Source organism: Roseicyclus sp. (genome assembly GCF_965662675.1).
In the GTDB taxonomy this organism is placed as follows: Bacteria; Pseudomonadota; Alphaproteobacteria; order Rhodobacterales; family Rhodobacteraceae; genus Roseicyclus.
In genome coordinates this window covers 1-14,386 of the sequence record NZ_CBFIIK010000067.1, presented here as the reverse complement: position 1 = coordinate 14,386, position 14,386 = coordinate 1, and the positions used below count along the sequence as shown (strand labels likewise).

General features: G+C 64.2%; 13 protein-coding genes. 7 read left to right on the top strand and 6 right to left on the bottom strand.

From position 1 onward, the window contains the following. From ACTG4J_RS10500 to fsa, 3 genes are all read right to left on the bottom strand, one after another. On the bottom strand, positions 1–470 hold a 470-nt coding region (locus ACTG4J_RS10500), incomplete at its 3' end, for a site-specific integrase (protein ID WP_439139335.1). A gap of 6 nt (positions 471–476) precedes the next feature. Beyond that, entirely contained in the window at positions 477–1,130 is a 654-nt protein-coding gene (locus ACTG4J_RS10495; RefSeq protein WP_439139337.1) for a DUF484 family protein, read from the bottom strand. A 129-nt stretch (positions 1,131–1,259) separates the two neighbouring features. Continuing rightward, the gene (gene fsa / locus ACTG4J_RS10490) at positions 1,260–1,916 is read right to left on the bottom strand and encodes a fructose-6-phosphate aldolase (protein WP_439139333.1); all 657 of its coding nucleotides are present in this window, start codon (positions 1,914–1,916) and stop codon (positions 1,260–1,262) included. Positions 1,917–1,991: 75 nt separating this feature from the next. Here fsa and ACTG4J_RS10485 point away from each other — a divergent pair, with 75 nt between their 5' ends. The 4 genes from ACTG4J_RS10485 to ACTG4J_RS10470 all read left to right on the top strand — a co-directional run bounded on the left by ACTG4J_RS10485 (position 1,992) and on the right by ACTG4J_RS10470 (position 7,180). Next, entirely contained in the window at positions 1,992–4,184 is a 2,193-nt protein-coding gene (locus tag ACTG4J_RS10485) for a primosomal protein N' (RefSeq protein ID WP_439139332.1), read from the top strand. A 67-nt stretch (positions 4,185–4,251) separates the two neighbouring features. Next, positions 4,252–5,337 (top strand): histidinol-phosphate transaminase, encoded by a 1,086-nt coding sequence (gene hisC / locus ACTG4J_RS10480; RefSeq protein ID WP_439139330.1) that lies wholly within the window; start codon positions 4,252–4,254, stop codon positions 5,335–5,337. Next, positions 5,334–6,269 (top strand): prephenate/arogenate dehydrogenase family protein, encoded by a 936-nt coding sequence (locus tag ACTG4J_RS10475; protein WP_439139328.1) that lies wholly within the window; start codon positions 5,334–5,336, stop codon positions 6,267–6,269. The genes hisC and ACTG4J_RS10475 overlap by 4 nt, the downstream gene beginning before the upstream one ends. Before the next feature lie 56 nt (positions 6,270–6,325). Next, complete coding sequence (locus tag ACTG4J_RS10470) at positions 6,326–7,180, top strand: extensin family protein (RefSeq protein ID WP_439139326.1); 855 nt, start codon at positions 6,326–6,328, stop codon at positions 7,178–7,180. On the opposite strand, the gene ACTG4J_RS10465 is transcribed toward ACTG4J_RS10470, so the two are convergent. Further along, the gene (locus ACTG4J_RS10465; RefSeq protein WP_439139324.1) at positions 7,177–8,178 is read right to left on the bottom strand and encodes a DUF2125 domain-containing protein; all 1,002 of its coding nucleotides are present in this window, start codon (positions 8,176–8,178) and stop codon (positions 7,177–7,179) included. The genes ACTG4J_RS10470 and ACTG4J_RS10465 overlap by 4 nt on opposite strands. 75 nt (positions 8,179–8,253) lie before the next feature. Between ACTG4J_RS10465 and ACTG4J_RS10460 the strand changes: the two genes are divergently transcribed. The 3 genes from ACTG4J_RS10460 (at position 8,254) to ACTG4J_RS10450 (ending at position 11,667) form a co-directional block, all read left to right on the top strand. Continuing rightward, positions 8,254–8,790: a gamma-glutamylcyclotransferase gene (locus tag ACTG4J_RS10460; RefSeq protein ID WP_439139322.1), complete on the top strand. Its 537-nt coding sequence runs from the start codon at positions 8,254–8,256 to the stop codon at positions 8,788–8,790. Between the two features lie 72 nt (positions 8,791–8,862). Next, the gene (locus ACTG4J_RS10455; RefSeq protein WP_439139320.1) at positions 8,863–10,071 is read left to right on the top strand and encodes a biopolymer transporter ExbB; all 1,209 of its coding nucleotides are present in this window, start codon (positions 8,863–8,865) and stop codon (positions 10,069–10,071) included. A 6-nt stretch (positions 10,072–10,077) separates the two neighbouring features. Next, positions 10,078–11,667, top strand: coding sequence for a peptidoglycan -binding protein (locus ACTG4J_RS10450; protein ID WP_439139319.1), 1,590 nt, complete (start codon positions 10,078–10,080; stop codon positions 11,665–11,667). Positions 11,668–11,677: 10 nt separating this feature from the next. Here ACTG4J_RS10450 and ACTG4J_RS10445 read toward each other — a convergent pair whose 3' ends face one another. After that, the gene (locus ACTG4J_RS10445) at positions 11,678–12,637 is read right to left on the bottom strand and encodes a M23 family metallopeptidase (RefSeq protein ID WP_439139317.1); all 960 of its coding nucleotides are present in this window, start codon (positions 12,635–12,637) and stop codon (positions 11,678–11,680) included. Between the two features lie 85 nt (positions 12,638–12,722). Beyond that, on the bottom strand, positions 12,723–14,386 hold a 1,664-nt coding region (locus ACTG4J_RS10440; protein WP_439139315.1), incomplete at its 5' end, for an AAA family ATPase.

The window sequence follows — 14,386 nt, the reverse complement described above, 5'->3', positions numbered from 1 at the left end:
TAAAGCAGCATCAAGATGGCGACATCGCGCGCGGCGACCCAATCGCGCGCGTCATTCTCGCCCACCGCCGCGATGAGCGCCTTGGCCCCATCCACTGACAGCGGGCGGGGCAGGCGGCGGCCATGTTTGGGGCTGCGCATCGACAAGATCGCGGTCGCATCGAAACCCTCGCGTTCAGACCACCAGCGGAAAAAGGATTTCACCGCCGATAGCCGCCGCGCCAGCGAGCGTGAGCCCACGCCGCGCCCACGCTGCGCAGCCATCCAAGCGCGCATCTCGCCCAGCGACAGATCGCGAAGCATGGCGGGGCTGAGGACATCACCGGCATGCTGGGCCTGAAAATCTAGGAAATCCGTCAGGTCCCGCCCATAAGCGTCGATCGTGGTATCGGCGCGGTTTGCCAAGCTGCCCAGTTGGATCAGCCAGCTTTCCAGCAGGTCGCGCACCGCGGGGCTGAGCGCGAGGGTCATGGTGACCTATCCCAGCCAGCGTCGCATCTGGCGCTCGAATACACCGGCGAAAAAGGTCAACAGATCGGTGCCTTGGCTTGGGCGGAACTGATGGGGGTCTTCGGCACCCATGATCAGCATGGCGGGCAGGCGACCGGGACCAAGATCGAGCAGCAACAGCGCCTCGGATTTGATCCAAGCTGCATCGGCCCCGAAAATCAGCGCACTGCCATCGCCCACTTGGCGCAGCGTCACCTGACGATGCGGCACCGCGCGGCCCGATGTGATGTAGCTTTCAACAAATCCCGGTGCGACGATGGTCAGCACATCCTCGAGCTTTTGGACATGCGGCGCGGCGGTTGCCGTGGCCTCGGCGCTTTCCAGCACAAGGCGGATGCGATCGACGCGCAGCGTGCTGGCGACATCGGTGCCGAGCGCCTTGAGATAGCTTTCGAAATCAAGCTGGTCGAGCAGCTTGAGGATCGCGCGGTGGATCTGGTTGGTGCCCGCGAGATTTTCATAGGCCGCCGCGATCACCGAGCGATGGGTATCTTCCAGCCGGTCCAGCCGGTTTTCCAGCCGCTCCATCGCGATGCCGCGCATATCAACGATATTGCCACCCATCTGCCGGTCATTGGCGGCAATGAGCGCCCGCATCAGGTCGCGGTCGTCAAGGATCAGGTCCGGGTCCGCAAGGGCCCGGGCCCGCCAATCTTCGGTTGCATTGGAAGAAAGATCGCTGGCTTCAACGCTGCTCACGGGGACGGCCTCATGGTTTTATTATCGTTGCGCCCGAACTTTACATCAAAGTTACAGGATTTTCTGCCCTGTTTTTGCCCAATCCTGCAAAAAGGCGTCCAGCCCCTTATCGGTCAGAACGTGATTTGCCATGGATTTGATCACTGCGGGTGGCGCAGTTGCCACATCGGCGCCCAATAGTGCCGCCTCTTTCATATGGTTCACGGTCCGGATCGAGGCTGTGAGGATCTCTGTGGGGAAGTCGTAATTGTCGTAGATCTGGCGGATCTCGGCAATCAATTCCATGCCATCGATATTGATATCGTCCAAGCGTCCGACGAAGGGCGAGATGAAGGTGGCACCCGCCTTGGCCGCCAAAAGTGCCTGGTTGGCCGAGAAGCACAGCGTGACATTGACCATCCGGCCCTCGCCCGTCAGCACCTTGCAGGCCTTCAGCCCGGCCCAAGTCAGCGGCACCTTGATGGTGATGTTGTCGGCAATCTTTGCCAGTTCACGCCCCTCGGCGATCATGCCGTCGGCATCCAGCGCCACGGTCTCGGCCGAGACCGGCTTGCCGGGGATCAGGGCACAGATTTCGGCGGTCACTTCCTTGATGTCGCGGCCCGATTTGGCGATGATCGAGGGGTTGGTGGTGACCCCATCGACCATGCCAAGATCGTTGAGTTCGCGGATCGCGTCGACATCGGCGGGATCGAGAAAGAATTTCATGGCGGCCCTTCCTTTCTGGCGAAGGTCATGGTGAGTTGAGAGGCTTCTAGCGCAGCGACCCCCGGGCGGGAAGGCATGACCGACAGCTATTTCGAGGAAGGCGCCCTTGTCGGTGTCCTGACGCCAGAACCCCTCGACCGGGTGTTGGATTATCGTGCGCCGCAGGGGGGCTGCTTCTTGGGGGCCTTCGTCGAGGTGCCGCTCGGGCCGCGCAAAGTGTTGGGCGTGGTTTGGGGGGCGGGGCGCGGCGATTGGGATTCATCCAAGATCCGGGCCATCACACGGGTTCTCGATGCCGCGCCGATGCGAGAGGAATTGCGCGCGTTCCTCGAAAAAGCGGGGGCCTATACGCTCACACCCTTGTCGCAGATGTTGCGGCTGGCTACCCGTGTGCCGGGGCTGTCAGACCCGCCTTCGATGCGCAAGATCTACCGGCTGGGCCAGGGCCAGCCCGACCGCATGACCGATGCGCGCGCGCGTGTCATCGCCACCTTGGTCGAATATGGCGGGCTGGGCTTCACCCTCAAGGAATTGGCCGATCTGGCGGGGGTGACGGCATCGGTCGTCAAAGGTCTGGCCGCCCAGGGTGCCGTGGTCGAGGTCGATACGCCGCGCGATGCGCCATTTTTGCCGCTTGATCCCGATCTGCCCGGCAAACCGCTGACCGATGATCAACAAGCCGCCGCCGATGCGCTGCGTGCCGGGCTGCGAAGCGGTCGCTACGGCACCACGCTGCTCAAGGGGGTCACCGGTTCGGGCAAGACCGAGGTCTATCTGGAAGCGGTGGCAGAATGTCTGCGCATGGGGCGGCAAGCGCTGGTGCTTTTGCCCGAGATCGCCCTGACATCGGAATTCCTGAACCGCGTCGAGGCGCGTTTCGGCGCGCGCCCCGCCGAATGGCATTCAGGCGTCACCATGACAGAACGCCGCCGCGCATGGCGGATGATCGGTCAGGGCGAGGCGCAGCTGGTCGTCGGTGCGCGCTCGGCGCTGTTTTTGCCCTTCCGCGATCTGGGGCTGATCGTCGTCGATGAGGAACATGACAGCTCGTATAAGCAAGAGGAAGGCGCGCTTTACAATGCACGCGATATGACGGTCCTGCGCGCCTCGCTCAACGGGGCGCAGGTGGTCTTGGCCTCGGCTACGCCATCACTGGAAAGCTGGGCCAATGCCGATGCGGGCAAATATGCGCGCCTCGATCTGACCGCCCGCTTCGGGGCCGCCGTGCTGCCGCAGATGCGCGCGATCGACATGCGGGCCGAGGATCTGCCGGGGCAGGCGTGGATTTCCCCCAGCCTGCAATCAGAGGTGCGCGCCCGGTTGGAGCGCGGCGAGCAGGCGCTCTTGTTTCTCAACCGTCGCGGATATGCGCCGGTGACCTTGTGCCGGGCCTGTGGGGTGCAGGTGGGTTGCGATCATTGCGATGCGCGCATGGTCGAGCATCGCTTTCAAAAACGGCTCATCTGTCACCAATGCGGCGAGAGCAAGCCCCTGCCAGAAACCTGCCCTTCTTGTGGCGTCACAGGCAAAATGGCCGCCATCGGGCCGGGGGTGGAACGTATCGCCGAAGAAGCCGCGCGCGTCTTTCCAGAGGCCAATCTGGCGATCTTGTCCTCCGATCTGTTCGGCTCGGCGCGCGCGCTCAAGGCGCAGATCGAAGAGATCGCAAGCGGCCAGACCGACATCATTATCGGTACCCAGCTTGTCGCCAAAGGGCATAATTTCCCGCGCCTGACGCTGGTGGGCGTGATCGACGCCGATCTGGGGCTGCAAGGCAGCGATCTGCGCGCGGCGGAACGCACATTCCAGCTGATGCGGCAGGTCTCGGGCCGCGCGGGCCGGGCCGAGGCGCCGGGCTTGGCGCTTTTGCAAAGCTTTCAACCCGAACACCCGGTGATCCGCGCCATCCTGTCGGGCGACGAGGAGGGCTTTTGGCGCGCCGAGGCCGCCGAGCGCGAGGCGACGGGCATGCCGCCCTATGGGCGTCTGGCGGGGATCATCATCTCGGGCGATGATGCCACGGCGGCGTTCGATCTGGGCACACGGCTTGCGCGCAATGATGGCGCGCTGCGTGCGGTGGGTGCGATTGTTTATGGCCCGGCACCCGCCCCCATCGCGCGGGTGCGGGGCCGCCACCGGGTGCGGCTTTTGGTCAAGGCCCCCAAGGGCGCGGCGCTACAAGCGGCCATCGCGCAATGGATCGCGCCCATCCGGCAAAGCGCCAAGCTGCGGCTATCGGTCGATATCGACCCGCAAAGCTTTTACTGAATGCGGTTTTCATATGCCGCGAAGCTCGCTAGAGAATTCCGTCAACAACCCAAGCCCGGTGCCCCTCATGTCCGCCCCGATCCGCCCACAACCCGGTATCCTCGAGATCGCGCTCTATCAGGGCGGGCAGTCGGCACTTGCGGGCCATGACGCGCCGCTGAAGCTCAGCTCCAATGAGAACCCCTTTGGTCCCTCGCCCAAGGCCCTAGCGGCAATGACCGGGGCGCTTGGTGACAGCCACCGCTACCCTTCGACGGATCACGCCGCCCTGCGCGCGGCTATCGCCGCGGTCGAAGGGCTGGATGCCGAGCGGATCATCTGTGGCGTCGGATCGGACGAGATCATCCATTTCCTGTGCCAAGCCTATGCCGGGCCGGGGCAAGAGGTGATGCATACCGAACATGGGTTCGCCATGTACCGCATCAGCGCATTGGCAGCAGGCGCCACACCTGTCGAAGTGCCCGAGCATGAGCGGGTTGTCGATGTGGATGCGATCCTTGCGCGCGCGGGGCCGGATACGGCGCTTGTCTTTATCGCCAATCCCGCCAATCCCACCGCGACCTTTCTGCCGATGGACCAGATCACGCGGCTGGCCGACGGGCTGCCCGAAAGCTGCATCTTGGTGCTGGATGGGGCTTATGCGGAGTTTGTCGATGGTTATGATGGCGGCGCGGCACTTGCCGGCAGCCGCGCCAATGTCGTGATGACGCGCACCTTCTCCAAGGCTTATGGCTTGGGGGGGTTGCGTGTGGGCTATGGCTATGGCCCCCGCGCGATCATCGATGTGTTGAACCGCATTCGCGGCCCCTTCAACCTGTCTGGCGTGGCCTTGGCAGGGGCCGAGGCCGCGATCGGCGACCGTGACTGGGTGGCCGAATGCCTGCGCGTCAATGCCGATGAGCGCGCGCGGCTGGTGGGTGGGTTGCGCCAGCTTGGGATCGGCTGCGACGACAGCCACGCCAATTTCGTATTGGCCCGTTTCGCGGATGCGGCCACGGCGCTGGCTGCTGATGCCCATCTGAATGCGCAAGGCATCATCGTGCGCCACCCCAAAAGCTATGGCTTCCCCGAAGCCTTGCGTATCACCGTGGGCCGCCCCGCGGATAATGACCGCGTTCTGGCCGCTTTGGCGGAATTCCGGGGGGCGGCATGAGCGTGATCTACAACCGTGTGGCCCTGATCGGACTGGGCCTGATCGCGGGGTCGATGGCCCATGCGATGCGGCGCGCGGGGCTTGCCGGTGAGATCGTGGGCACTGCCCGTTCGGCTGAGTCACGCGCCATCGCCGCCGAGATCGGGCTTTGCGACCGGATCGCGGAAACTGCGGCCGAGGCGGTGCAAGGCGCCGATCTCGTCGTGCTTTGCGTGCCGCCCGGTGCGATGGGCGCGGTCGCCGCCGAGATCGCGCCGCATCTGGCGCAAGGGTCGACCGTGACCGATGTCGGTTCGGTCAAGCGCGATGTGATCACCCAAGTCGGCTCCCATATCCCCCAAGGCGTGCATTTCGTGCCGGCCCACCCGCTGGCGGGGACCGAGCATTCGGGGCCGCGCGCAGGCTTCGCCGAATTATTCGACAACCGCTATGTGCTTTTGACGCCCGAACCCGGCACCGACCCGGAGGCCACCGCAAAGCTGCGGGCGCTGTGGGAAGGCTGCGGTGCACGGGTCGAAGAGATGGACGCCGATCATCACGACCTCGTCCTGGCCGTCACCAGCCATACGCCGCACCTGATCGCCTATACGATGGTGGGTGTGGCCGATGATTTGCGTCGCGTGACCGATAGCGAAGTGATCAAGTATTCAGCCGCGGGGTTCCGCGACTTTACCCGGATCGCGGCCAGCGACCCGACCATGTGGCGGGATGTGTTCCTGACCAACAAGGAGGCGACCCTTGAGATTTTGGGTCGCTTCACCGAAGAATTGTTCGCCCTGCAGCGCGCCATTCGGCGTGGCGATGGCGACCACCTTCACGCGTATTTTACCCGTACTCGCGCTATACGTCGCGGCATTATCGAGGCAGGTCAGGATACGGACGCCCCCGATTTCGGGCGCGTGAAGGTGAAGCGCGAACCGACCGAAAGGTGAGGCGTGCCGCCAGATACGCAGCGCTTGCGCTGGCGGTGTTGGTGACCCATCCGGTGATGGCGAATGCGCCCGATCGCTCGCCGCGTCCCGAATTTCGCCCCGCTGCGGCAGACGCGCCAATCGCGCCTGAAGAGGCGCCGTCACCGGTACGCATCGCCGTGGTCGCGGGGCCCAATGCGCCCGCAGCCTCGGCCAGACCTTCGTTGCGGCCGACGCCATCCCAGCCGCAACGCCCGGTCGCGGCGGTCATCGCCATCGCGCCGGGTACCAGCGCCTTGGCCGTGCCGCGCTCGTTGCGCCCCGATTTGCGCCCCGCCGATCTTGCCCGACCGCGCGCAGGCACAGCGCCGCGCACCACCACCGCCTCGGTCGCCCCGACCGTTCAGCGCGGGCGGCTTTGCGGTCAGCGCGGTCTGGCGGGTGACAGGCTGGCCCCGATCTACACCGGGACAGGGGGCTGCGGCATCGTCGAGCCGATCTTGCTGCGCGAAGTCGATGGGATCGCGCTGTCCAGCCCGGCGACCATCAATTGCGATACGGCGCGCGCTTTGCAGCAATGGGTGCGCCAAAGCCTCGTGCCGGAGGTCGGGCGCTACGGCGGTGGGGTGCGGTCGCTGCGGGTTGTGGCCTCTTATGCGTGCCGAACCCGCAACAACCAGCCCGGCGCGCGGTTGTCCGAGCATGCGCGCGGCAATGCCATCGACATTGCAGGGATCGGACTTGCTGATGGGACTGAGTTGACGGTGCTCACCGATTGGCGCACCCGGCGCGAGGGCGGCATCTTGCGCGATCTGCATCGCGGGGCCTGTGGGCCGTTCGGCACCGTGCTAGGGCCGGAATCGGACCGTTTCCACCGCGATCACTTCCACTTCGATGTGGCACGCCATCGTGGCGGGCCGTTTTGCCGTTAGCGCAGTCTGATCCTTGGGCCCTCGCCAATGGGAAGCGGGCCAAGGAACACGAACCCCTGATCCATGCGCAAGGTCACATCCAGATCCTCGCGCCGCCCCGACAGTGCGGCCAAAAAGCCAAGCGCGCTTTCCGCCGTTTGCCGCAAGCTGGGCGGCAACAGCCCCGCACGCTCGGCCATGGCGAGCATCTCGGGCCAGTTCTGCGCGCGGATCGCGACCTCGCCCGTGGGGCGGCCCTCGGCGTCGATGTCGAGTGCGCCCGACAGCCGCAGCGTCAGCGCGCCCCATTCGGCGCGCGCCTCGGTCAAATCGATGCGCCGGGGTTGTGGGCGCAGCGCCTCGATCGCGCCGATGTCCCACGGACGGTCGAAATCAATCAGGGCGGTGGCGCTGACCACGGGGATCGCCGGGGGCAAGATGCCGCCCGGATCGAGCAGCTTGGCCACCTGTTCGGCCGGCACGAGGTCGGTTGCTGAAAAGCGGATATCATAGCGCGCATCGGCCCCGTCTTGGCGGATCATGTCGATCTGCCCTTCGGCAAGCTGGCTTTGCCAGCCTTGCGAACTGGCGATGGCAAGGCCCCGCATCCGGGTTTGCGAGCCCGCCAACGCCATGCGCGCGCTGGGCGTGACATCGAGGATGGAAAACAACGCCTCGGCGGTGATCGTCAGCCGCTCGTCCGGCGAGGCGATCATATGGCTTTGCGGCCAGATCGCGGTGATGCGGGACAGATCCCATGACGGGTATCGCAAGGTGAAATCGGGCGCGGTCCATGCCAGCCCCGTCGCGGGATCGGCCAGCATCAGCCCGGCCAGCCGCGTCTCGAAGGATAGGGGAAAGCCGGTGACGGTGATGTCGTCGGCCGCGACCTGCCAACCTTCGGCAACGCGCGCGGCGAACCAGCTTTCGATGGCGCGCTTGCTGAATGCAGCCCAGCCGAACCAAGCGGCCACGCCGAGCGTGCCGATGACCATCACAATGACCAAGATCCGCTTCATGCCATACCTACCGCCGCCCTGCAGCTTTCGGTATAGCCGCCCAAGGCACGACTGACCATGCGGGAGAACAGGGCCATGCAGGATCTTTGGGTGTTCGGCTATGGCTCGCTCTTGTGGAACCCCGGCTTTGCCGTGGCCGAGACCCGCCAAGCGCGCCTGCATGGCTGGCGGCGCAGTTTTTGCATGACCTCGATCCATCACCGCGGTACGCCCGAGGCGCCGGGCTTGGTTCTGGCGCTTGACCGGGCCGCCGATGGGGTATGCCACGGCGTTGCCTTTCGCGTGGCCGATGGCGCGGCCGACGCGACCTTGGCCTATTTGCGCGAACGCGAACTGGTCTCATCGGCTTATCTGGAGACCCGTCAAAGCGTCACCTTGGATTGCGGCGCGACCTTGGAGGATGTGCTGACCTATGTGATCGATCCCCAGCACGACCAATATTGCACATGGCCGCTTGAGACACAGGCCCAGATCATCGCGCATGCGATGGGCGGACGCGGACCCAATGATGAATATCTCGAAAATACCGCCCGGCAGCTTCACCTTTTAGGGCTGCCCGATCCCGATCTGGATTGGCTGGTCGCGCGCGTTCGCGAGATCAAGACAGGCTAGGCGCGTCATGCATTGGCATATTGCGCCCATCGCTGTAGATTGACCGCGCACAGAAAGAACCGGGCCGGAGCCATGGCGAGCAGAGAAGACATGGGCGCGGAAAAGCGCCTCACGCATATCACGCGACCGACGCGCCAGATCGTGCTGATGGCGCTTATCTGTGCGGCGGTGATCGTGGGCGGTGTGGTGATCTGGCCTGCGGTGCAGCCGGTGTTCTTGGCGTCACCTGTGCTGAATGGGACCATTGGCATCGTGTTCGTCGTGGGTGTCTTGGCCTGTTACATGCAGGTGTTCCAGCTTTTCTCCTCGATCACATGGATCGAGGCGATCGCCGGTAACGCTCCGCAAGATGCGACCGAACGGCCACCGCGGCTTTTGGCGGCGATGACCGGGATCGCGCGGGTGCGCGGACGCGGCATGCAGGTTACGGGGCCTGCGGCGCGGTCAATCCTCGATTCCGTCGGTTCGCGGATGGAAGAAAGCCGCGACATCACGCGTTACCTTGCCAATCTGCTGATTTTCCTTGGACTTTTGGGCACCTTCTTTGGCCTTGCCACAACGGTTCCGGCGGTGGTCGATACCATCCGCTCGCTGCAGCCGGCCGAGGGCGAAGAGGGTCTGGCGGTCTTCGGGCGTTTGATGGATGGGCTTGAGGACCAACTGGGCGGCATGGGCACGGCCTTTGCCTCGTCGCTATTGGGTCTTGCAGGTTCGTTGGTCGTTGGATTGCTGGAGCTTTACGCCGGCCACGGCCAGAACCGTTTTTACCGCGAGCTGGAAGAATGGCTGGCCTCGATCACGCGGGTCAGCCTTGCCGGTGGCGAGGGCGAGGGCGGTGTCGATCGCAGCGCCATTGCGACCGTGCTCGATCACATGGTCGATCAGGTCGAAACGCTGCAATCGCTCTTTTCCCAATCCGAGGCCCGCCGCGCCGAGACGGAAGCGCGGATGATGCATTTGGCCGGTGCGATCGAAGGTTTGGCGGGCCAGCTTGGTCAGACCCCTTTCGCCGCAACCGAACGGCTGGCCGCGGGTCAAGAGCAATTGATCGAGGTCTTGGCCACGATGCAAAGCACCTCCGCCATCGACGATGAAAGCCGCGCGCGCCTGCGATCTATCGATGTGCAGCTGCTCAAGATCCACGAAGATCTTGGCGCTACGCGCGATGCCGAAATCCTGCTGCTCCGCCGCGATATCACCGATCTGACGCAAGCCCTGCGCGATCTGGTCGCCGCTGCCCGCGCACCTGCCCGCCAGCCGCGCGGGCCGAGCGGGGGGTAAGCGGCAATGGCCTTTCAGCGCCGCGCCGGTAACCGCGTTTCGGGCGCCATCTGGCCGGGCTTCGTCGATGCGATCACGGCGCTTTTGATGGTGATGATCTTCGTCTTGACCATCTTCATGGTGGTGCAATTCGTCCTGTCCGAAGAGATCAACAACCAAGACGATGAGTTGAACAGTCTGAACGCGCAGCTGAACGCGCTGTCGCAAGCCTTGGGGCTGGAAGAAGCGCGCGCCACCAGCCTTGAAAGCCGCGTCGCGACACTGTCGAGCAGCTTGACCACGGCGCAAGGCGAGTTGGCCGCCCAAGCTGCGCTAATCGCCGATTTCGAGGCGCAAGTGGCCTCATTGATTGCGGCCAATACATCATTGAGCGCCGATCGTGACCGGGTCAGCGCGGAACTGGCCGAAAGCCTGAGTGCCGCCGAGGCGTTGGAACTGGCCGTGGCCACAGCCCGCAGCGAGATCGACGCCGCCGCCGAAGAAGCCCGACTTGCCGCCGCCCGCCGCGCCGCACTTGAGGCGCTGATCGCCGATCTGGAGCGTGATGCCACCAACCGCGACGCGCAAATCGCGACGCTGGAGACCACGCTTTCGGAGGCCGAGGCGAACCGTCTGCTCGACGCCGCCGCCGCCGCGGCGCTGCGCGCGCGGCTGGAAGATGCAGATGCGGAACTGACCGCGATGACGCTGGCACTCGAGGAACAGCGCCGCCGCGCCGAAGAGACCTTGACGCTTTTGGCCGCCGCACAAGCATCGGCCGCCGATTTGGCCGCGGCCGATGCAGCCCGCGCCGCCGCCATGACCGAAGCCGAGCGTCAGGCAGCGCTTTTGGCCGTCGCCAATGCCCAGCTTGCCACCGCCGAGGCGGCGAGTGCGGAAAGTCAGCGACAGGTCGCGCTGTTGAACGAACAGGTCGCTGCACTTCGCCAGCAATTGGGCGCCTTGCAAGGCTTGCTTGATGAGTCTGCCGAACGCGATGCGGCGGCCGAGGTACAGATCGCCAATCTCGGGACGCAGTTGAACGCAGCGCTCGCCCGCGTCGCGGCCGAACAGCAGCAATTGGCGCGTGAGCAATCCCGCGTCGCCGATCTAGAAGCAGCCGAGGCTGCGCGCCTTGCCGCCGAAGCGCAGGAGTTGGAACGTTTTCGTTCGGAGTTCTTCGGGCGCTTGCGCAGCCTGCTGGAAGGGCGCGAGGGCGTGAATATCGAGGGCGACCGCTTCGTCTTTTCCTCGGAGGTGCTGTTCGAAGTCGGGTCCGCCGACTTGGCCCCGGCTGGCTTGGCCCAGATCGCCAATGTCGCAAGCCTGTTGAACGAAGTGGCGGGCGAAATCCCGGAGGCGATCGACTGGATTTTGCGTGTGGATGGGCATACCGACAACCGCCCGCTGCGCGGCGATGGCGATTTCGCCTCGAATTGGGAACTCAGCCAAGCCCGCGCGCTGTCGGTGGTGCGATATCTGTCCGAAGAGCTGGGGTTTCCGACGACCCGTTTGGCGGCGACGGGGTTCGGCGAGTATAATCCGGTCGCCACCAATGACACCGCGGAGGGTCGGGCGCAGAACCGCCGGATCGAGTTGAAGCTGACCGAGCGCTAGGGCACGCCTCTCAGGGCGTGATCACCATGCGTGTGATGTGGTGGTCGATCCGGCTTGTGCCATCGCGGATCAGTGTGACCTCTCCGATATAAAGGCCCGGTGGCCAGCCCGTGGCCGGGGTGCGTCGCCCCGTTGCACGGAACAATTGCGCCTGCGTCCGCTCAAGCATGACGTCTTGGGCATGAATCTCGGCACCCTGTGCATTGGTGATGCGCAGCCGCAAGAGATCGCCATTGCGCGCGCTGTGGACATAGGCCCAAAGCACAAGCGCCGGATCGCCGCTGGCGATCTGCCCATGATCGGCGGCGCCGGTCTTGATCGCGTCGAATGCGGGCACATCCGGGGCAAAACCCGCTGAAAGGATCTCGCCCGGCACATGGGGCAGGGGGGTGGCCCACAGCGCCGCCTCACCCGTGCCGCAGGTGCCGTTGGCACTTGGCGCAAAAGGGTCGACCACTCGCCCCTCATGGCGCAAGATGAACTCCAGATGCGGAAATTCCGTCCGCCCCGAATAGCCGATCAGGCCAAGGGTCGCGCCCGCGCTGACGCTGTCACCTGCAGCCACGCTGATCGAGCCCTGCATCAGGTGGCAATATTGCGTCTCCCAGCCATCGGCATGGGTGATGACAAGGCCATTGCCGCATCCCTGCCCCTCGGCCATCGTCGGGGTGCCGCCATCGGGCACCCCGTCGCGAATGGCACGCACCACCCCATCGGCGGCCGCCCGTACCACGAGGCCCGCCGCCATCCCGGCCATATCGACCGTGCGGATATCGGTGCCGGTATGGCCATCATAGCTCTGCGGCCCGCAGGCGAAATCGCGCGCGGCGGGGCCGGGGTCGTGATCAACGAATTGTTGTAAGAAACAGGTCTCGCCCAAGGTGCAATCGACCGGGAAAAGCAGTTGCGGCGCATCTTGTGCGGCAACGGGCAACGCGAAAACGGAAAGAACTAGGAAAAAATGGCGCATATGGTCAGCTTATCGCATCGGCGGAAAAGAAAAAGGCCCGGCATGCGCAAGATGCCGGGCCTTTGGTCGATATGGCCGCGGGTGATCAATCAGCGGTCAAAAGAGGGGGCTTCTTGGCGCTGATGCGTGGCGTTCCGGGTGCCTCGATCTGTAGGTCGATCTTGTTGTCCTTGACGCCGACCCGGACATTACCGCCCTTGGCAAGCGCACCGAACAGCAATTCTTCGGCCAAGGGCTTCTTGATGTGCTCTTGGATCACGCGGCCAAGCGGGCGCGCGCCCATGCGGTCATCATAGCCCGCATCACCCAGCCAAGCGGCAGCCTCGGGCGTCAGTTCGATGGTCACGTTGCGATCCATCAGCTGCGCTTCGAGTTGCAGGACGAATTTCTCGACCACCTGCATGATCACTTCTTTGGGCAGCGAGCCGAAGGAGATGACGGCATCCAGACGGTTACGGAATTCCGGCGTGAAGGTGCGTTCGATCGCGGCCGTATCCTCGCCCTCGCGCTTGTCGCGGCCGAAACCGATGGCGGCTTTTTGCATATCGGCCGCGCCTGCGTTCGATGTCATGATCAAGATCACGTTGCGGAAATCGACCTTGCGTCCGTTATGGTCGGTCAGCGTGCCGTGATCCATGACCTGCAACAAGATGTTGAAGACGTCGGGATGGGCTTTCTCGATCTCATCAAGCAGCAAAACACAATGCGGATGCTGGTCGATCCCGTCGGTCAAAAGCCCACCTTGGTCAAAGCCCACATAGCCGGGCGGCGCGCCGATCAGGCGAGAAACCGCGTGCTTTTCCATGTATTCCGACATGTCGAAGCGCAGAAGTTGCACGCCCAGCGTATCGGCCAGTTGCTTCGCCACCTCGGTCTTGCCGACGCCGGTGGGGCCCGCGAACAGATAATTGCCGATGGGCTTTTCCGGCTCGCGCAGACCCGCACGCGCCAGCTTGATGGCGCTTGCCAAGGCCTCGATCGCGGTATCCTGGCCAAAGACCACGCGCTTGAGCGTCACCTCAAGATCCTTGAGTACGCTTGCATCATCCTTGGAGACGTTCTTGGGCGGGATACGCGCGATCTTGGCCACGACCTCTTCGATTTCCTTGGCGCCAAGCGTCTTGCGGCGCTTGCTCTCAGTGACAAGATGCTGGGCTGCGCCGGCCTCATCGATGACATCGATGGCCTTGTCGGGCAGCTTGCGGTCATTGATGTAGCGCGCGGAAAGTTCCACCGCCGCCTTGATCGCGTCGGCGGTGTATTTCAGCCCGTGATGTTCCTCGAAATAGGGCTTGAGACCCTTGAGGATCTTGATCGTGTCTTCGACCGAAGGTTCGTTCACATCGATCTTTTGGAACCGGCGCGACAGCGCGCGATCCTTTTCGAAGTGCTGGCGGAATTCCTTGTAGGTGGTCGATCCCATGCAGCGCAACTTGCCGCCCTGAAGGGCCGGTTTGAGCAGGTTGGAGGCATCCATCGCCCCGCCGCTGGTCGCACCTGCACCGATGACGGTATGGATCTCGTCGATGAACAAGATCGCATCGGGATGTTCTTCAAGCTCGTTGACCACGGCCTTGAGCCGTTCTTCGAAATCGCCGCGATAGCGGGTTCCGGCCAAAAGCGCGCCCATGTCGAGCGAATAGATCGTGGAGTTTGCCAAGACCTCGGGGGTTTCACCCTCGACGATCTTTTTGGCCAGACCTTCAGCGATGGCGGTTTTGCCGACGCCCGGATCGCCCACCAACAGCG